Raw genomic sequence first — 17,881 nt, 5'->3', positions numbered from 1 at the left:
GCCCACTCCCCCTCATTCCCGCTGACTGGGCGCGGCCCAGGAGGTTGATCCGTCATGCCCGCTTGCGAAACCGATGTACTGGTAGTCGGAGCCGGTCCCGCCGGCCTGACCGCGTCCGCGCTGCTCGCCGCGCAGGGCGTGCGTGCCGTCACGATCACCAAATACCCGGGCACCGCGCACTCTCCGCGGGCCCACATCACCAATCAGCGCACCATGGAAGTCTTCCGCGACCTCGGCATCGAGGACGCGGTGCGGGACGTCGCGGTGCCCAACGAGCTGATGGGCGACAACGTCTGGGCCACCAGCTTCGCCGGACAGGAACTGGCCCGGCTCAAAACCTGGGGCAGCGGCACCGCACGGCACGCCGACTACGCCGCCGCCAGCCCCAGCGCGATGTGCAATATCCCGCAGCACATCCTGGAGCCAGTGCTGCGCGCCGGGGCCGAGCGGCACGGCGCCGACCTCCGGTTCTCGACCGAACTGGTGCGCATCTCGCAGACGCCGGACGCCGTCCACGCGGTGGTGCTCGACCGGGAAACCGGTGCTGAGCAGGAAATCGTCGCGCGATATGTGATCGGCGCGGACGGCGGCCGCAGCACCGTGGCCGACCAGCTCGGCTTCGAGTTCGACGGTGAGTCCGGGCTCGGCCGCGCCGCGAATGTGTGGCTGGAGGCCGATCTCGCCCGCTACACCGCGCACCGGCCCGGGACGCTCTACTGGATGTGCCAGCCGGGCAACGACTACTGGGTCGGCTCGGGCACGTTCATCTGCGTCAAGCCGTGGACCGAATGGGTCATGCTCTTCATGTACGACCCAGCCGAAGGCGCGCCCGACCTGTCCCCGGACGCTGTTCGCGAGCGAGCGTCGACCATCATCGGCGACCCGGACGTCGAGGTCCGGATCAAGGCTGTCAGCGAATGGCAGATCAACCATCTGGTCGCCCGCTCGTACCGGCGCGGCCGGGTGTTCCTGGCCGGGGACGCCGCGCACCGGCATCCGCCCGCGAACGGGCTCGGCACCAACACCTCGGTGCAGGACGCGTTCAATCTGGCGTGGAAGCTCGCGTCCGTGGTGCGCGGCGAGGCCGGGGAAGCGTTGCTGGACACCTACGACGCGGAACGGCAGCCGGTCGGCAAGCAGGTGGTCGATCGCGCGATGCGCAGCGTCGAGGACATGCGGCCGATTTCGCAGGCGTTCGGCTTCCGGCCCGGCCAAAGCACCGAAGAGGGCTGGCGCAGTCTCGCCGGCCTCGCCGCGGACACCCCGGAAGGCCAGGCCCGCCGCGCCGAACTGCGCGCGGCCGTCGAACTACAGAACTACCAGTTCAACGCGCACGGCGTCGAACTCGGCCAGCGCTACGCCTCGGCCGCGGTCGCGTCCGACGGCGCGCCCTGGCCGATCCCCGCCCGCGACGCGGAGCTGTACTACCAGGCCACCACCCATCCCGGAGCCCGGCTGCCGCACGCGTGGCTCGAACACGCCGGAACCCCGGTGTCCACTGTGGACATCACCGGCCACGGCCGGTTCACCGTGCTCACCGGCATCGGCGGCCAGGACTGGCTGGACGCGGCGGGCAAGCTGGCCACCGAATTCGGGCTTGACCTCGCCGCCCGGCAGATCGGCCTCGGCTGCGACTACACCGACCCGCTGGGCGATTGGGAACGCGTCCGCGAGATCAGCGAACGCGGCTGCCTGCTCGTCCGTCCGGACCATCACGTCGCCTGGCGCAGCGCGGGCCTCGCCGACGATCCGGCCGGAGTGCTGCGCGAGGTCCTCCGCCAGGTGCTGGCTCGCTGAGCCGAAAGCGCGCAAGGAAGCCGTCGGCGAACGCTGGCGCTCGGCCTGACGCGAGGAAACTGCGCGGTCCGGCAGAATCCCGGCAGCGGTTCCCCCGACGCACCGCCGGGGGAACCGTCCTGCTTACCAGGGCATCCAGACGCCGTTGTACCACTGCTCATTGGCGCTGTCGTTGTGGTGGTTGCCGTCGAAATCGACGTCGTAGTGGTTGATGTGGTCGGCCGGGTACCCCAGCGGGTTGGCGGAGGTGTCGCAGACGTAGTCCACCGTGCAGATCGATTTGACCGGCACGTTGCCGAAGAACCGGTCGACCCCGGCGAGCGGCGCTCCGACCGCGGGGCCGAACACGCCGGTTCCGCCGTCGGCTCCCGGAGGTCCTTGCCGCTTGGGATCGGCGACGAGGATGGCGTTGACGTTGTCGAACGACATCCAGTTCGTGGTGACCCAGACGTGCACCACCGCGGCGCCCATGGAGTAGCCCATCATCTTGACGTGCTGCCCCGGGCACGCCGCGCGTTGTTCGCGGACCAATCGGTTCAGCTCGTTGACTCCGGCCTGGGTGCTGGCGCCGTTGGGGATGTCCGTCGGATAGCCGACGTGCTGCGTGACGTTGAAGAAGCGGTCGTCCCACCAATGGCTCCGCCACCCGCCGACCGCGATCGAGTACGTCCCGTCGCAAGGCGCCGTGGCGGCCTGCGCGGCCGGTCCGGTCCAGACCGACAGACCGGTTATCGCGAGCAGACCTGTCAGCAGAGCCGCGATGTTTTTCTTCCTCATTCCACCCTCTCCGTTCGGTGTGCGGCCGAATTCGCCGCGGGTCCAAGCGGTCCGAGGATGACGGCGGGAAAGGGGGAAAGGCCAGGTCGAGAACCGGTCATCGGCGACCGGTCCGGTTCGCTCAGTGCGTGACCAAGGCTTTCAGCCCGGGCACGCTCATCGGCTGGCCGCGGCAGGCTCCAGGGCGCTCAGCACCGACTGATGGGTGACCCACCCGGTCAGCTCGTCGGTCCCGGTCAGCACCGGAAGACCGGTTCCCGGAGCCTGGCCCAACGCGTCGAGCGCATCGGCGAGCGTGGAGTCGCCGGTCACCAGCGGCGGCAGCTCGGCGAGGTCTCCGACCTGGCCGACATGGTCCTCGGCCACCGCCTCGGCGACCGCGCGGGCGGTGACGCAGCCCTGGTACCGGCCGTCCTCGTCGATCACCGGCAGGATTCCGTGCCCGGACAGCGCGAGTGCGTGCGCGGCCAGTTCCAGCGGCAGGTCCTCGCGCAACGGCTCCGGCAGCGGTTCGGTGACCGCGGAGACCTTCGTGCCCGCCAATCGCCGCCCGGAGGGGTGGTTGTCCAGATCGATGCCGCGGCGGCGAAGCTTCAGCGTGTAGATCGTGTCCCGGCTCAAGGCGCGGCTCACGGCGGTCGCGATCACGATGGCGGTCAGCATCGGCAGGATCACCGAGTACTGCCCGGTCAGCTCGAACAGCACGATCACCGCCGTGATCGGGGCCCGCGCCGAACCCGCGAACGCCGCGCCCATCCCGATCAGCCCGTACACACCCGGCGAGGCCGTCGCCGACGGAAACCACGCGTGCACCGCGATCCCGAACGCGGTCCCGGCCATCGCGCCGATGAACAGCGACGGCGCGAACACCCCGCCGGACCCGCCGATGCCGATCGTCAGGCTGGTCGCGACGATCTTCCCGGCCATGAGCACCAGCAGGAACCCGAAGACGTACTTGCCTTCGACCGCGTTCTGCAGCACGGGATAACCCACCCCGTACATCTGCGGCAGCGCGAGCAGCAATCCGCCGAGGAATACCCCGCCGACGGCCGGGCGCAGCCATTCCGGACCGCGCCACAGGCGGTCGCACAGGTCCTCGATCCAGTACAGCACCCGGGTGAACAGCACCCCGCACGCGCCGACGACCAGGCCCAGCGCCACGAACAGCAGGTACTCCACCGGGTTCCGCAGCGTGAACGGCGGCAGGTCCAGGAACGGCGCGTTCCCCAGCACCGCGCGTCCGACAACGCTCGCCGTCACGCTCGCGAGCACCACCGCCCCGAACGACTCGGCGGCGAAATCCCGCAGGATCAGCTCCATCGCGAAGAACGGACCGGCCAGCGGCGCATTGAACGTCGCCGCGATCCCGCCTGCCGCGCCGCACGCCACCAGCACCCGCAGCCGCGATTCCGGCAGCCGCGCCGCCCGGCCCAGCGCCGACCCCAAAGCGGAGCCGATCTGCACGATCGGCCCCTCCCGGCCTACCGAACCGCCGGACCCGATCGTCAACGCCGACGCCAGCGCCTTCACCACGCTCACCTGCACCGGAATCCGCCCGCCCCGCTCGGCGACGGCGTACATCACCTCCGGCACCCCGTGCCCGCGCGCCTCCGGGGCGAACCGGTGCACGAGCGGCCCGTAAATCAGGCCCGCCAGCGCCGGAGCGAGCAGCAGGAACCACGGTCCGAGCGCCGGGAACCACGAATGCGCCGCCCGCCCGGCGTCCGAATAGTCCGCGTGCCCGGAGAACACGTGCGTGAACGACGTGATCAGCCAGCGGAACACCACCGCGCCCAGCCCCGCGCCCGCGCCGATCAGCACCGCCAGCCCGACCAGCCCGGTCCGGCTCTCCCGCACCCACCGGCCCACCTGCCGGCGCGCCGGCACGACCAGCCCGCGTTTCCCCGCATTCTCACCCGACGACATTGATGCAGTATGCAACAATTGTGCACGGACATGGTTGCGGGATCGCTCACACCTGGTTGCGCTTTTTCAAGCCCTATCAGGGTTTTCGTCCGTTTTACGCACCATCGGGGGTCAGAACACGAAGTAGCGCAGCCACAGGTACGGCGCGGCGACGAGCACCGTGATCAGCGTGACGACCGCGCCCTTCTTGGTAAATTCCCAGAACGAGATCGGCGAGCCCGCCCGGGCGGCGAGCCCGAGCACAACGACGTTCGCGCTCGCCCCGACCGCTGTCATGTTGCCGCCGAAGTCGGCACCGAGTGCGAGGGACCACCACAGCGCTTCGGAGTGCGCGGGGTCCGGGATGTCGTGGGTGAGCGCCAGAACCAATGGGCTCATCGTTGCCACGTAAGGGATGTTGTCGATCACGCCGGACAGCAGCGCGGACACCCCGAGGATCAGGAAGACCGCCAGCAGCGCGTTCCCGCCGGTGGCGCCTGCGGCGAGTTTCGCGAGCCAGTCGATCACGCCGGTTTTGACCAGCGCTCCGATCATGATGAACAGCCCGGCGAAGAACAGCAGGGTTTCCCATTCGACGCCGTCCAGGTACTGCTTCGGCGGCGTGCCCGAGAGCAGCACGAGCAGACCCGCGCCGAGCAGCGCGACCACCGACGGGTCCAGACGCACCACCGAATGCAGCACGAATCCGGCGAACACCAGCAGCAGCACGGCGCCGGACTTCACCAGCAGCTTGGGCTGCCGGATCGCTTCGCGTTCGTTGAGCGCCATGATGTCGTCGACCCGGCGCGGGTCGACAGTGAACGAACCGCGGAACAGCCACGGCAGCACCAGCCCCAGCACGACGAGTTCGATCGCGACGATCGGCGTCAGGTTGAGCAGGAAGTCGTTGAACGCCAAGCCCGCGCGGCTGCCGATGATGATGTTCGGCGGGTCGCCGATCAGGGTCGCGGTGCCGCCGATGTTGGAGGCGAGGACCTCGGCGATCAGGAACGGGACCGGGCTGATGTCGAGCCGGTCGCACACCAGCAGCGTCACCGGGGCGATCAGCAGCACCGTGGTCACGTTGTCCAGGAACGCCGAGGCGACCGCGGTGATCAGCACCAGCAGCAGCATGATCCGCAGCGGCGACCCCTTCGCGCGCTTGGCCGCCCAGATCGCGACGAACTCGAACACCCCGGTCCGGCGCAGGATTCCGACGATGATCATCATGCCGAGGAGCAGGAACAGCACGTTCCAGTCGACGCCGGTGTCCTCGGAGAAGAACGCGTCGGCCGATCCGCTCACCCCGGTCGCGAGCACCACTCCCGCCCCGGCCAGCGCGGCGGTCATCTTCGGGATCTTCTCGGTCGCGATGAAAACGTAGGCCACCACGAACACGACGACCGCGATCACCGTGCTCACCGGCGGACCGCCCGGATCGGCGCGGCCTGGATCAGCGAGGCGTCAGCGCGTGCTCCAGCAGCCGCGACGCGGACACCACGCCGAGCAGCGTCCGGTCCCGCATGACCGCCACGAGCGGGCACCGCAGCCGGGCCATCGTCGCGGCGACCTCCACGAGCGTGTCGTCCGCGTCCACCCTCGGCAGCTCGCGCGGTTCGGCGGGCAGCAGCTCGCGCACCGTCCGCCCGGCGAGTTTGTCCGCGACGCGGTCCGCCATCGACTCGCTGAGCACCCCGGCCAGCGACGGATCGTCGCGGACGTACGGAGGAACCAGGAACTGCACGACGTCGGAGGCGGGCAGCACCGAATGCGGGCACCCGGACGCTTCCGTCACCACCAGCCCGGGCAACCGGTGCTCGGCCAGCAGGCGCGCGGCCGCCAGCGCGTCCGAATCGAGGTCCACGACCGGGAACTCCTCGGCCAGCTCCGCCGCGCGCATGCCCCCAGGCTACGGCGGGTCGGGCGGCTCCGCCGGAACGCACCAATTCTTTCCTCACGCCTAACACCGGCATCAGTGCCATCGGACTCCTCGGGTCGACCGGACCGCCCGCCGCCCGGCTGGGCACGGACCGGCCGACCAGACTTCCCGGCACACCAAGCGTAAAGATGCCGCAAAGATCGGCCCGGGGCAAACCGGGCGGTCGTCAGGGTCGCTGTTGGGGAGCTGCACCGACCCAACGCTGATAGGCGGCCGGGTCGACATTGCTGCCGCAGACGACGGTGGCCACGTGCCGTCCGGCGAAGCGCTCGCGATCTTCGAGGATCGCCGCGATGCCGAGCGCGGCGGACGGCTCGACGACCAGGCCAGCGCGGTCGAGAAGCAGCCGCATCCCGGCGATGATCGACGCCTCCTGGACCAGGACGGCGTCGTCCGCGACCACGAGCAGGTCGTCCAGGACTGCCGGAATGGGCCGGCGTCCGGCGACGCCGTCGGCGATGGTGTCGGTCGAGTCGGTCGTGACGACGCGCCGCTCGCGCCAGGAGCGAGTCATCGCCGGTGCCCCCAGCGGCTGGACGCAGATCACCTCGACCTCGGGCGCACAAGCCTTGAGCACCTCACCGATCCCGGTGGCCATCGCCCCGCCGCCCAACGCGATCAGGACGGCGTCGAATGCGGGCTCCGTCGCCACCAGTTCCAGGCCGATCGTCCCCGCGCCCTCGCAGGTCTCGAGGTCCAGGCTGTCTTCGACCAGCCGGATGCCGTCGTGCCGCGCGATCGCGACCGCTCGCTCGCGAGCCTCCTCGATGTCGCCGTCCACCAGCTCTAACTTGGCCTCCAGCGCGCGGATGCGATCGAGCTTGACCGCGGGCGCGAAGCGAGAGGCCACGACGGTGACGTCGATCCCCCGGCCGCGACCGGACCAGGCGAGAGCTTGACCGAGGTTGCCCGCGCTGGCGCACACGACGGCCGGCGAGCGAGTGTCGGCTAGCGAACTGGCGATCACCTCGGTGCCGCGCGCCTTGAAGCTGCGGACTGGGTTCGCCGTTTCGAGTTTGACGCTCACCGCGCAGCCGAGGCCGGGTTCCAGCGCCTCGCAGCGATACAGCGGAGTGTCGAGGAAAACCGGGTCGATCATCCGGCGGGCCGCCCGGATCCGAGCGAGGTCGAGACGCGTCTCCTGCACGAGGCGCAGCGTAGCCGCCGCAACGTGGTGACGGACGCGGTCGAGCCGTTGCCGCCGTGTCGAGGCAGACTGAATCACGATGTCCTTCCCCGCCGTTGCCCCGAAACAGCCGCAAGGCACCGCCATAGCGGTGGCGCTCGCCGTGCTGATCCTCGCGACCGCGACCGTGCTGGCCAATCGGGTGCTGCCCGGCTGGGCCTACCCGGTCTGCGGCGCGGTCACCGCGGCCGCGCTCCTGCTTCTCGCGCGCGGCACTGGCGTCGGATGGGCGGAGATCGGGCTCAGCCGCCGGCACACGCGGCGAGCTCTGCGGTTCGGGCTGGGCGGCTTCGCTGTCGTGGCGCTCGGTTTCGGTCTCGCCGCGGCGATCCCGCCGTTGCGTGTGCTGTTCCACGACGGCCGGGTCGGCTCGCACGGATTCGGCCAGCTCCTGTGGCTGGCACTGGTACGGATCCCGTTCGGCACCGTCCTGGTCGAGGAGGTCGCCTTCCGCGGCGTGCTCCCGGCTTTGCTCGGCGGAGGCGAACGCTGGCGCTGGCGGCCGGTGCTCGGCGCGTCCGCGCTGTTCGGGCTGTGGCATCTGCTCCCGTCGCTCGCCCTCACGCAAAACGAGGCGGTGCGCCAGGCCGTCGGCAGCCTGCCGCTCGCGGTCGTGTCGCTGCTGGCGATGGTCGCCGCGGCGGCAGTGGGCGTATTCCTCTGCTGGTGGCGCTACCTCGGGCGCGGCCTGCTCGCTCCGGCGCTCGTGCACGTCGCCACGAACTCGGTCGGGTTGGTGCTGGCCTGGGCCGTCGGTCGCTGAACCGGACGCTCAGAGGGTGTGGTGAAACCTGGTGTTCGGTTCGGTGTGCCGGTGGCGGTGGGCGGTGGGCGAGCCGTTGCTGCCGAGCTGCCCCGACGGTGGGTGGCGGAACGAACTTTCGGCTGGCTCGCGAGGTGCGGACGCTTGCCCCACGACTACGAACGCAAAACCGCCCACGCGGAGGCGAGGATCCAGTTCGCGATGATCCGGCTCATGGCAGCCCGCCTCGCCGACGAACACATCGAACCCCGCGGCCCCATCGAAACCGAAGCCGCCCGCCGCCTTGCAGAAGACCTCAAAGACTGATCGCCCAGGTTCCGCGACACCCGCTCAGGGATGGGTGTGCTTCTCCTGCTCCGCATCCCATTCGCGCTGCCATTCGGCCAGCCGGTGCCGGTTCAGCGCGAACACCGTTCCCGCGCACACCAAAGCCAGCAGCAAGCACACCGACACCCACAGCCCCAGTGCCGCGCACACCGCGTCGACCAGCACGGCGGACGCGGTCAACGGCGGCGCGACCGGGTTTCCGGTCCGGTCCACCCAGATCGAGACCGGGTCTCCGCGTCGCGCACCCTCGTCGGCCGCCACCTCGCCGACCCGGTGCGATCCGTCCGGCGCCGGCCAGGACGCCGCGGTCGGTGCCGCGTCGGCGAAGACCCCGCTGCGTCCGCTCACCGTGGTGGCCGGACCGTCGGCCAGCAGCACCGCGGTGACCGGGCTTCGCTGCGCCGTCTGACGGGCCGCGACCGGCGCCTGCGTCCCGTAAAGCTCCGAACCCGCGGCCGCCGCGAACGGGATCGCGGCCAGCCCGACGAGCACCGCCGCGGCGAGCAGACCGGCTTCGAACCGATCCGACGCCCGCGCCACCGAACCGGGGCCCGGAACGAGCAGGTGCCACCACCGCCTGAAGCGGTCAGCCGACGCTTCCATCTCTCGTGCCTTCCGTGCGGCCCCTCCACCAGGATCGCCCCGCGAGCGCGCCGTCCAAAGAGGAATTCGGCCCTGCTCCGCGCACTGGACTCCTCACAACGCGGGGACTTCCGGAGAACTGCGCACCGTCGTCACTTCGGCGGCCGGACGCCGCGCGGTCATCCGGGTCGGCAGCCCGTACCCGATGCGCAACAGCGTGTGCACGTGCCCCAAATCGCGGAAGGACGCCAGCAGCCGCGCCCGCGTCGACCGCGCCTCGAACGGCTGCGACAGGAACGAAGTCGCCAGCCCCTCGGCTGTCGCGGCCAGCAGGACGCGTTCCATGATCATCCCGCCGCGGACGTCCGCCGCCGCGCCCTGGTCCCGGGTCAGCACGGCGGCCAGCACCGGATCCTGCTCGAACGGCCGCGGCGGGATCGACCGGTTCTCGTGCGACGCGCGGAGCGACACCACCCCGGGAACGTCGGCGGGCGGCCCGAACGCGGCGGTCGGCACGCCGTCCGGGCTATCCGCCGCGCGACCGGTCCACTTCGCGGTCTCCGCCTGGAAGTCCGCGTCCGTGGCCTGTTCGGTTTCCGCTCGGCGGACGAGCGCGGACACCTCGGCGTAGCGGCCCGAACCGTCCAGGAATTCCAGCTGTCCGCCCTCGCCCAGCGCGGCCGAACGCAGGATCGCCCGCGCGGAGTCCGGCACCGGACGATCGGACATCGGCCGCCGGTTCGTGTGCCGCCGGTAGACCGCCTCGGCGAGCCGTCGGTCCACAGTGGACGGACGGGTGTTCCCCTCGATCGAAACCACCGCCAGCAGATCGCGGTCCGCCGCGTCCGGGACGATCCGCACGCGGCTGCGCACGCCGTTGACCCGCAAGGCGAGCACCAGATTGCCCACCGCCGCCCCACAGGACAGCCGTGCCTCGCGCCCGGCCGGGTCGGCGACCGGCAGGACGCGGTCCCGGTCCAGCCACACCTCGATCCGGGGGCCGTCGACGACGAACCGCCACGGCTGGGTGTTGTGCGGGGACGGAGCGCGCACGGCGGCCGCGAGCGCTTGGTCGACGACGTGCGGCAGGAAAACGTTCATGGAGGTCTCCGGGTGAGGGGGCACTGAACCGAGCGTCTCTCCCCGAGGGCTCGCGAAGTAGCGGAACCTGTCCCGAATTCGAGGGACCAACGGCCCTCGGGAACCCGGCGGTCCGGGGCCGGATCCGCCGGAGCGAGGCCGTGCGGCCGCGGAAACGGCGGCTACCGGCCCCACCACCGCCACTCCCGCACCTCGGGCAGATCCTCGCCGTGCTCGGTGATCCAGCGCCGGTGCCGGTCTTGCGCGCGGGTCATCCGCTGCCGCAGCGGGCCGGTCGCGGCGAGCAGCCCCGGCACCCGGTCCAGCACGTCGATCACCAGCTGGAACCGGTCCATCCGATTCCGCACCAGCATGTCGAACGGCGTGGTCGTGGTGCCGTGTTCGGTGTAGCCGCGGACATGCAGCCCGGCGTGGTTCGTCCGGCGGTAGGCCAGCCGGTGGATCAGCCACGGGTACCCGTGGTAGGCGAAGATCACCGGACGGTCCGCGGTGAACAGCGCGTCGAACTCCCAGTCGCTCAGTCCGTGCGGGTGCTCCGCCTCCGGCTGCAGCCGCATCAGGTCCACCACGTTCACCACGCGGACCGCCAGCGCGGGCATCTCCTCGCGCAGGATCGCCGCCGCGGCAAGGATTTCCAGGGTCGGCGCGTCGCCCGCACACGCGAGCACGACGTCCGGCTCGCGGTCCGCGTGCGTGCCGGCCCATTCCCAGATGCCCAGGCCCCGCGCGCAGTGCAGGGCGGCTTCCTCCGCGTCGAGCCAGTCCGGCGTCTCGTTCTTGCCCGCGACGACCACGTTGACCAGGTCCCGGCTGCGCAGGCAGTGCGCGGCCACTTCCAGCAGCGTGTTGGTGTCCGGCGGGAAGTACACTCGCACGACCTCGGGGGCCTTGTTCGCCACGTGGTCCACGAAACCCGGATCCTGGTGGGAAAAACCGTTGTGGTCCTGCCGCCAGACGTGCGAGGTCAGCAGGTAGTTCAGCGACGCCACCGGCCGCCGCCACGGGATTTCGCGGTGCACGCGCAGCCACTTGATGTGCTGGTTCGCCATCGAGTCCACGATGTGCGCGAACGCCTCGTAGCAGGAGAACAGCCCGTGCCTGCCACTCAGCAGATAGCCCTCGAGCCAGCCCTGGCACAGGTGTTCCGAGAGCACCTCCATGACGCGGCCGTCCGGCGCGAGGCGGTCGTCCGGCGGGCCGATCGGCAGCTGCCAGGTTTTCGCGGTCGCGTCGTACACGGCGTCGAGCCGGTTCGACGCGGTTTCGTCCGGCCCGAACAGCCGGAAGTTCGCGCGTTCGGCGTTGCGGCGGAACAGTTCCCGGAGATAGCGGCCTAACGCCCGGGTCGGTTCCGAGGCGCTCTCCCCCGCCGCTGAGACGTGCACTGCGTGCTCGGCGACCGGCGGCAGCGAGAGCGGACGCAGCAGCACGCCGCCGTTCGCGTGCGGGTTCGCGCCCATTCTTCGCGAGCCACGCGGGATCAGGGCGGTGACCGGCTCCGTCGGGCGGCCCGCGGAGTCGAACAGCTCCTCCGGCCGGTAGGACCGCAGCCAGTCCTCCAGCTGCCGCAGGTGAGCCGGGTCCTCGCGCACCCGGGGCAGCGGAACCTGGTGCGCCCGCCAGGTTCCCTCGACCTGCTGACCGTCCACTGTGGCCGGTCCGGTCCAGCCTTCGGGCGTCCGGAGCACGATCATCGGCCACGGGCCTCCGTCACGGAGCAACGCCAAGTCGGCGACCGCCGCGTCCAGTGCCGCGGCCATCTCCTGGTGCAGCACCGCGGGCTCGTCGCCCTCCACGAACACCGGCGCCCAGCCCGCGCCGCGCAGCAGCGAGTCCAATTCGGACGGCGGGATCCGGGACAGCACTGTCGGATTGGCGATCTTGTAGCCGTTCAGGTGCAGGATCGGCAGCACCGCCCCGTCTCGGCGCGGGTCCAGGAACCGGCTCGCCTGCCAGCTCGCGGCCAGCGGACCGGTCTCCGCCTCGCCGTCGCCGACGACGCACGCGACGAGCAGGCCCGGGTTGTCGAACGCGGCGCCGAACGCGTGCGCGAGCGAGTAGCCCAGTTCGCCGCCCTCGTGGATCGACCCGGGCACGTGCGGGGACACGTGGCTCGGCACCCCGCCGGGGAACGAGAACTGCCGGAACAGCCGGTCCATCCCCTCCTCGTCGCGCGAAACCTCCGGCCACGCCTCGGAATAGCTGCCCTCCAGCCAGGTGCTCGCCAGCAGCGCCGGGCCGCCGTGCCCCGGCCCGGTCACGAACATCGCGTCGAGGTCGTGCGCCAGGATCGCGCGGTTCATATGCGCGTAGCCGAAGTTCAGCCCGGGCGAGGTGCCCCAGTGCCCGAGCAGCCGGGGTTTCACCTGCCCGGCGGTCAGCGGTTCCCGCAGCAGCGGGTTGCCCATCAGGTAGATCTGGCCCGCGGCGAGGTAGTTCGCGGCCCGCCACTGGGCGTCGACCTGCGCGAGTTCCTCGTCGGTGAGCGTCGTGACCGGAGCCTCGGTCGCGGTCACCGCCTCGACTCCCGCACCACGAGCACCGGGCACGAGGCGTGGTGGACCATCGCCTGGCTGGTCGAGCCCATCAGCATCCCGGCGAACCCGCCGCGCCCCCGGCTGCCGACGACCAGCAGTTGCGCCCGGCTGGACTTGTCGAGCAGCACGTGCCGCGGCCGGTCGCGGACCAGCTTCCGCCGCACCTCGACGTCCGGGTACTTCTCCTGCCAGCCCGCGAGCCGCTGCGCCAGGAGCCGTTCCTCGGCGGGCTGCAGGCTTTCCCACTGCGGCATCAGCCGCGCCGAGCTCTCGGCCGAGTCGTAGACCACGTCGATCCAGGCGTGCACCGCGAGCAGCGGCACCTGCCGGAAACCGGCCTCCTCGAACGCCGCCTCGATCACCGCGTCGCTGCACGCACTGCCGTCGACACCGACCACCACGGGGCCGTCCTGGGGAACCAGTCCGTCGCCGTGCCTCCCGCGGACCACCGCCACCGGGCACCCGGCGTGGCCCACAACCGCCGCGGTCGTGGCGCCCACCAGCATGCCGGCGAACCCGCCGATCCCGGTGCGGCCGAGCACGACCATCCGGGCCGCGTAAGAACGCGCGATCAGCAGGGCCGGCGCCGAATCGGTCAACGCCTCGCTGCACACGTCCAGGGAGGCGTCCACCGAAAGCGCGAGCTCACGCGCCTCGGCCGCGATGCGCTCGCCGTCCCGCCGGATGCCCTCGAAAAGCTCGGCGCTCCGGGCAAGCTCGCCGCCGCGGAGCAGCCCGGCCAGCTGGAGGCAATGCACCAGCTCCAGGCCGAGGTCGCGGCCCGAGGCGAGCCGCGCGGCCCAGCGGACCGCTTCGGCGGCCCCTTCCGACCCGTCGACCCCGACGAGCACCGTGCGGGTCCAGTCAGTCATCGCCCTGCCTCCTCCGCGGACACGACGTCCGCTCCGGCCACCCCGGGCACCGCCAGTGCCAGCAGCGTCGCGACGTGGCGATCGGTTTCGTCGTCGAAGCGGTCGACGATCCGCGCGAGCCCGTCGCGCACCTCGACCTTCCAGCGGCCGGTGCCGCCGTAAATCTCCAGCCGGTGGCGGACGTCGGCGGCGATCGCGCTGTCCTCCCTGGCGAGCACCCGCACGACGTCGCCGCGCGTCACGATGCCGATCACGCGGCTGCCGTCGACGATCGGCATCGCCCGGATCCGCGAGTCCGCCAGCGCCTGGCAGAGGTCGGCGACGTCGGTGCCGGACGACATCGCGGTGGCCGGAGACGTCATCACCGCGCCCACCGTCGGGGCGGCGACGCCCGGCCGCTCCCGGTACTCCGACCGCGCGTCCGCCGGGATCCGGCCCCGGATCAGATCGGCTTCGGTGACGATGCCGACCAGCCGCTCGTCGTCCACCACCCGAAGCGCGGTGAAGCCGTTCTCGGACAGGATCTCCGCCGCTTCCTTGGCGGAGGTCCCGGGATGAACCGTCCGCACCGGTGCGGACATCAGATCACGTGCGCGCATCGGGTCCGTCCTTTCCTTGTGCGCCAAAGACTTCCGGCGACGCGAAACCGCGCGCTGGCGATCGGTCGCGTTCTCATCGCCACTTCGCGCCGAGCCCCTCGGCGACGCCGCGACGCAGGCTTGACGGCGCGACCCGGGTCGAACGCCCGAGCCGCAGCAGCGCTTGCGGAAATCCGGCGAGCCGGTAGTCCTCGCACAGCGCCGAACGCACCTCGGGCACCCGCAGCGGCTGGGTCAGCACCGCGCCGGCGAGACCGAGCGTGACCCCTTCGAGCCAGCAGCGCTCCAACGCGTAACCGGCGTGGATGTGGTCGATCCGCGCGTCGCCGGCGGTCGTGAACAGCAGCACCGTTTCCGCCTCGAGCCGTTCCCGCAGCACGAGCAGGTCCGGCAGAACCGTCGCCCGCCGCACGAGCCCGGCCCACGGCAGTTCGGCGGAGGACCGCAGTCCCGCGCCGTGGCGGTACGGGGCCTCGTCCCGGATCGTCCAGAGCGCCAGTTCGCCCTGGTAAGCCTCGTCGTCCTGGAGTGCCCGCGCGGCGTGCTCGAAGAACTTCGCCAGCCGCTCCATTCCGTCCAGCCGCACCGGCTCCACGCCGGTCGTCACGGCGGCCGCGACAACCCGCGCGGTCTGCTGCGAGGTGACCGGAAGTCCGGTGAACGCCCCGTGATGGCTTCGCCGCACCATGATCGCGCCGTAGCGTTGCAGCTCCTGGTCCGTCGGCGGCAGCGGCTCCGCCGCCTCGACCCGCGCGACGACCTCCGGGTGCGCCGGATCCGGCAATACGGTCACCTCGGCGCGTCTGCCGAGCACGCGGACCGCCAGTTCGAGATTCGCCAACGCGGTCCCGCAGGACATCGCCAGGTCTCGCCGATGGGGATCGTGCTGCGGCAGCGCCACGTCGACGCGTTCGCACAGCAGCACCGCGCCGTCGGCCAGCTCGACTCGCCACGGCTGCGGGTCGCGCGCCGACGGAGCCCGCAGGACTGACCGGCCCAGCACCTCCGCCTCGGCGAGCGTCCATTCGCCGGAGCGGCAGCGTGGCGCGGTGGCGGTCTTCTCCATGGCGCTCACTCCTGTCGTGTCGTACCGGAACCAGCCAACCCCGGACGGCCCCGGTCGCGCTCCGGCCGCAAGCCACCGGGCGCGGGGACCAACGTCACCGGATCCGGCGGCCCGGGAAATCCGAAGTGGACTCGCCGCGGCCGCGATCTCCCGGAACCGGCTGCCGGAAGAGAATTGCCGACCTGGCCTCGGCAGCCGAAACCCGTTTCCCGCCTGCAGCCGGCGACGCGTGCCTATCAGCCCTCGAACACCAGCACCACCGCCTGCGGCACGCTCCCCTGCCCGCCGGGTCGCACCTCAGTCGTCAACCCGCGAACCGCTGCCGCGACCCGCACGGAATGCACAGCCGCACCGACCAGAACACGGTCCACGCAACCCGCGCCGTCCGCGACCACCGAGAGGCCACGGCCGCCCGGATTCCGGGCGGCCTGAGTGCGCGGCCACGGGTTCTCCGCCGCCAGCTCGGCGAGCACGACCGGATCCGCGACCGGCACCGCCCGTCCCCGAGGCGGTCCGGCGACCGCCCGCAGCGCGAGGTACCGGTCCCAGTCGCTCGTGGTCGCCGGGTCGTCCGCACCCGGGGTCACCGCCGCGAGCACGTCCGGGCGGCCGGGATCGTGCGGGAACGACAGCACCGGGCGGATTCCCAGTCCCCGCAGCACAATCCAGGCGGTCGACAGCGCGGTGCCGCATCCGGTGAGCACGTGCCGTCCGCCGGGGTCGTGCCGGAGGCGGCCGACGCGCGCGATCGCCAGTTCGCCGGGCCGCGTTTCGACGACGAACCGGCGGACGTCCAGCCTCGCCAGCGCGTCCGCCAAAACCGCCCGTGCGGAACGGTCCCAGGAGAAGGCGACGTCGGTCATCGGGGCGCTCCGCCCATCCTCGGGGACGCCGCCTGGCAGGTCGCCAGCAGGCTCTCGGCGTCGGTGACCGTGACCCGGTCCGCCAGCCCGGCGGGCACCGTCACCGGCAGCCCCGATTCCGGCGGGACGAGGGCTACCGGAACGAGCGCCCGCAGCGCGCACACGATCCCGAACTCGCGCGCCGTGATCTCGTCCCCGGTGCCGCGGACGTCCACGGCGAGCACCGGCGGATCGGCGCGGTCGTCGAGCGGGCACGAGGTCCCCGGCGCGAGCGCGAGGCAGCACCCCTCCCGTGAATGGCACCGGCTGACCCGGCACCCGTTGTCCCGCAACGGCCGGCGGAACGCGTCGCAATCACCGAACTTCGCTTCGGTCAGCAGTACGTGCACGGTGCACCTCATTTCCCAGATCCGCATTTCCCAGATCCGCGAGCACGGCCTCCGCGCCGCAGGCGAGTTCCAGGTCCTCCCTTGCCCGGACCACCAGCACCGGCACGGCCGAGCCGGGCGCGCTGATCGTCCGGTCCACATCGGACTGTTCGAGCGCCCCGATCCGCACTCCCAGCGTCTCGAGACCGCGGGCGACCTCGGCCACTGTTTCCGGCTGGTATTCCGCGACTCCGCCGGTGAACACGAGCGCGTCCAGGCGGTCGAGACTGACCGCCGCCGCCCCGATTTCCCGGCGGAGCCGGTGGACGTAGACCTCGACCGCCAGCGCGGCGTCGGCGTTCCCGCCCGCGGCGGCCGCCCGCACCTCGCCGAGATTGCCGCTGGTCCCGCTCATTCCGGCGAGCCCGGACCGCAGGCACAGCGCGTCGGCCAGTTCGTCGGGTCCCATCGGCACGGTCTTCATCACGTGCAGCAGCAAACCCGGATCGACCGAGCCGGACCGGGTCGCCATCGCGGGCCCTTCGAGCGGGGTGAACCCCATCGACGTGTCCACGCTTCGCCCGCCGCGCACGGCGGTCACCGACACCCCGGCGCCGACGTGTGCGCAGACCAGCCGCAACTGGTCGACCGGCCGCTCCAGCAGTTCCGCGGTCCGGTGCACCGCGTACCGCACCGAAAGACCGTGGAAACCGTAGCGGCGCAACCGATTCTGCTGCGTCCACTCGCGCGGCAACGGATAGTGCGCGGCGGCGTCGGGCAAGCCGGCGTGGAACGCGGTGTCGAAGCAAGCCACCACCGGCACGCCGGGCAGCAGTTCCCGGACCTGCTTGGCGACCTCCAGCGAGAACGGCTGGTGGATCGGAGCTAGCGGAACGAGCCGGTCGAGGTTCGCGACCACCCGGTCGGTCACCAGCACCGGCGCTTTCCGCGCGCCGCCGTGGACGAACCGCACGGCCACCGCGTCCGGCCGCGGCCAGCGCTCGACGGCGTCGGCGACTGCGCGGGACCTCCCGCTCTGCCAAGCAGCCCAGCCGACCGCCGCGCCGTCGTGCACGACCGCCGCCTTCAAGCTGGACGAACCGGGGTTGAGGGTCAGGATTCGCACTGGGTTTCTCCTCGCGCTCGGCCGGGCGGACGGCCCTCGGCCGACGCTATTCCGGAGCGACCCGCGGTCACTG

16 protein-coding genes and 1 pseudogene are annotated in these 17,881 nt (G+C 71.6%); 3 read left to right on the top strand and 14 right to left on the bottom strand.

Features of this window, described 5'->3' with window-relative positions; all coding sequences use genetic code 11:
- Positions 1-54: 54 nt before the first annotated feature.
- Positions 55-1,797, top strand: a complete 1,743-nt coding sequence (locus tag ABD156_RS18630; RefSeq protein WP_344274651.1) for an FAD-dependent monooxygenase — start codon at positions 55-57, stop codon at positions 1,795-1,797.
- Between the two features lie 123 nt (positions 1,798-1,920).
- On the opposite strand, the gene ABD156_RS18625 is transcribed toward ABD156_RS18630, so the two are convergent.
- The 5 genes from ABD156_RS18625 to ABD156_RS18605 all read right to left on the bottom strand — a co-directional run bounded on the left by ABD156_RS18625 (position 1,921) and on the right by ABD156_RS18605 (position 7,565).
- Complete coding sequence (locus ABD156_RS18625) at positions 1,921-2,574, bottom strand: cutinase family protein (RefSeq protein WP_344274648.1); 654 nt, start codon at positions 2,572-2,574, stop codon at positions 1,921-1,923.
- 156 nt (positions 2,575-2,730) lie between these two features.
- A complete protein-coding gene (locus ABD156_RS18620; protein ID WP_344274645.1) occupies positions 2,731-4,500 on the bottom strand; it encodes a chloride channel protein in 1,770 nt (589 codons plus the stop codon).
- 111 nt (positions 4,501-4,611) lie between these two features.
- The gene (locus tag ABD156_RS18615) at positions 4,612-5,901 is read right to left on the bottom strand and encodes an ArsB/NhaD family transporter (RefSeq protein ID WP_344274642.1); all 1,290 of its coding nucleotides are present in this window, start codon (positions 5,899-5,901) and stop codon (positions 4,612-4,614) included.
- 31 nt (positions 5,902-5,932) lie between these two features.
- Positions 5,933-6,379 carry a CBS domain-containing protein gene (locus ABD156_RS18610; RefSeq protein ID WP_344274639.1) on the bottom strand — a complete coding sequence of 149 codons (447 nt, stop codon included), beginning with the start codon at positions 6,377-6,379 and terminating at the stop codon, positions 5,933-5,935.
- Between the two features lie 205 nt (positions 6,380-6,584).
- Positions 6,585-7,565 (bottom strand): threonine ammonia-lyase, encoded by a 981-nt coding sequence (locus ABD156_RS18605; RefSeq protein ID WP_344274635.1) that lies wholly within the window; start codon positions 7,563-7,565, stop codon positions 6,585-6,587.
- A 79-nt stretch (positions 7,566-7,644) separates the two neighbouring features.
- Between ABD156_RS18605 and ABD156_RS18600 the strand changes: the two genes are divergently transcribed.
- Both ABD156_RS18600 and ABD156_RS18595 read left to right on the top strand, forming a co-directional pair.
- Entirely contained in the window at positions 7,645-8,367 is a 723-nt protein-coding gene (locus ABD156_RS18600; RefSeq protein WP_344274632.1) for a CPBP family intramembrane glutamic endopeptidase, read from the top strand.
- Between the two features lie 87 nt (positions 8,368-8,454).
- Positions 8,455-8,673 (top strand): annotated as a pseudogene (locus ABD156_RS18595) (IS5/IS1182 family transposase); the annotation flags it as partial.
- Between the two features lie 24 nt (positions 8,674-8,697).
- Here ABD156_RS18595 and ABD156_RS18590 read toward each other — a convergent pair.
- The 9 genes from ABD156_RS18590 to ABD156_RS18550 all read right to left on the bottom strand — a co-directional run bounded on the left by ABD156_RS18590 (position 8,698) and on the right by ABD156_RS18550 (position 17,808).
- Positions 8,698-9,297 carry an Rv1733c family protein gene (locus ABD156_RS18590; RefSeq protein ID WP_344274629.1) on the bottom strand — a complete coding sequence of 200 codons (600 nt, stop codon included), beginning with the start codon at positions 9,295-9,297 and terminating at the stop codon, positions 8,698-8,700.
- 93 nt (positions 9,298-9,390) lie between these two features.
- Entirely contained in the window at positions 9,391-10,377 is a 987-nt protein-coding gene (locus tag ABD156_RS18585) for an Acg family FMN-binding oxidoreductase (protein ID WP_344274626.1), read from the bottom strand.
- A 161-nt stretch (positions 10,378-10,538) separates the two neighbouring features.
- Positions 10,539-12,893 carry a phosphoketolase family protein gene (locus ABD156_RS18580; protein WP_344274623.1) on the bottom strand — a complete coding sequence of 785 codons (2,355 nt, stop codon included), beginning with the start codon at positions 12,891-12,893 and terminating at the stop codon, positions 10,539-10,541.
- Positions 12,890-13,786, bottom strand: coding sequence for a universal stress protein (locus ABD156_RS18575; protein WP_344274621.1), 897 nt, complete (start codon positions 13,784-13,786; stop codon positions 12,890-12,892). Before ABD156_RS18575 ends, ABD156_RS18580 begins: the two co-directional genes overlap by 4 nt.
- Positions 13,783-14,385, bottom strand: a complete 603-nt coding sequence (locus ABD156_RS18570; RefSeq protein WP_344274617.1) for a CBS domain-containing protein — start codon at positions 14,383-14,385, stop codon at positions 13,783-13,785. Before ABD156_RS18570 ends, ABD156_RS18575 begins: the two co-directional genes overlap by 4 nt.
- Positions 14,386-14,458: 73 nt before the next feature.
- Complete coding sequence (locus tag ABD156_RS18565) at positions 14,459-15,451, bottom strand: nitroreductase family protein (protein WP_344274615.1); 993 nt, start codon at positions 15,449-15,451, stop codon at positions 14,459-14,461.
- A gap of 236 nt (positions 15,452-15,687) precedes the next feature.
- The gene (locus ABD156_RS18560; RefSeq protein WP_344274612.1) at positions 15,688-16,314 is read right to left on the bottom strand and encodes a hypothetical protein; all 627 of its coding nucleotides are present in this window, start codon (positions 16,312-16,314) and stop codon (positions 15,688-15,690) included.
- Positions 16,311-16,703: a hypothetical protein gene (locus ABD156_RS18555; protein WP_344274610.1), complete on the bottom strand. Its 393-nt coding sequence runs from the start codon at positions 16,701-16,703 to the stop codon at positions 16,311-16,313. The genes ABD156_RS18560 and ABD156_RS18555 overlap by 4 nt, the downstream gene beginning before the upstream one ends.
- The gene (locus ABD156_RS18550) at positions 16,669-17,808 is read right to left on the bottom strand and encodes an acetate/propionate family kinase (protein ID WP_344274607.1); all 1,140 of its coding nucleotides are present in this window, start codon (positions 17,806-17,808) and stop codon (positions 16,669-16,671) included. The genes ABD156_RS18555 and ABD156_RS18550 overlap by 35 nt, the downstream gene beginning before the upstream one ends.
- Positions 17,809-17,881 lie beyond the last annotated feature (73 nt).

It is taken from the genome of Amycolatopsis albidoflavus, assembly GCF_039525725.1.
Classification (GTDB): domain Bacteria; phylum Actinomycetota; class Actinomycetes; order Mycobacteriales; family Pseudonocardiaceae; genus Amycolatopsis; species Amycolatopsis albidoflava.
The sequence above is the reverse complement of the archived record's forward strand: the minus strand, read 5'-3'. Positions and strand labels throughout refer to the sequence as shown.

Bases quoted from the DNA above. Each gene is read 5' to 3' on its own strand.
- ABD156_RS18630 (WP_344274651.1), top strand. From the start codon at position 55: ATGCCCGCTTGCGAAACCGATGTACTGGTAGTCGGAGCCGGTCCCGCC.
- ABD156_RS18625 (WP_344274648.1), bottom strand. From the start codon at position 2,574: ATGAGGAAGAAAAACATCGCGGCTCTGCTGACAGGTCTGCTCGCGATA.
- ABD156_RS18620 (WP_344274645.1), bottom strand. From the start codon at position 4,500: ATGTCGTCGGGTGAGAATGCGGGGAAACGCGGGCTGGTCGTGCCGGCG.
- ABD156_RS18610 (WP_344274639.1), bottom strand. From the start codon at position 6,379: ATGCGCGCGGCGGAGCTGGCCGAGGAGTTCCCGGTCGTGGACCTCGAT.
- ABD156_RS18600 (WP_344274632.1), top strand. From the start codon at position 7,645: ATGTCCTTCCCCGCCGTTGCCCCGAAACAGCCGCAAGGCACCGCCATA.
- ABD156_RS18590 (WP_344274629.1), bottom strand. From the start codon at position 9,297: ATGGAAGCGTCGGCTGACCGCTTCAGGCGGTGGTGGCACCTGCTCGTT.
- ABD156_RS18585 (WP_344274626.1), bottom strand. From the start codon at position 10,377: ATGAACGTTTTCCTGCCGCACGTCGTCGACCAAGCGCTCGCGGCCGCC.
- ABD156_RS18575 (WP_344274621.1), bottom strand. From the start codon at position 13,786: ATGACTGACTGGACCCGCACGGTGCTCGTCGGGGTCGACGGGTCGGAA.
- ABD156_RS18570 (WP_344274617.1), bottom strand. From the start codon at position 14,385: ATGCGCGCACGTGATCTGATGTCCGCACCGGTGCGGACGGTTCATCCC.
- ABD156_RS18565 (WP_344274615.1), bottom strand. From the start codon at position 15,451: ATGGAGAAGACCGCCACCGCGCCACGCTGCCGCTCCGGCGAATGGACG.
- ABD156_RS18560 (WP_344274612.1), bottom strand. From the start codon at position 16,314: ATGACCGACGTCGCCTTCTCCTGGGACCGTTCCGCACGGGCGGTTTTG.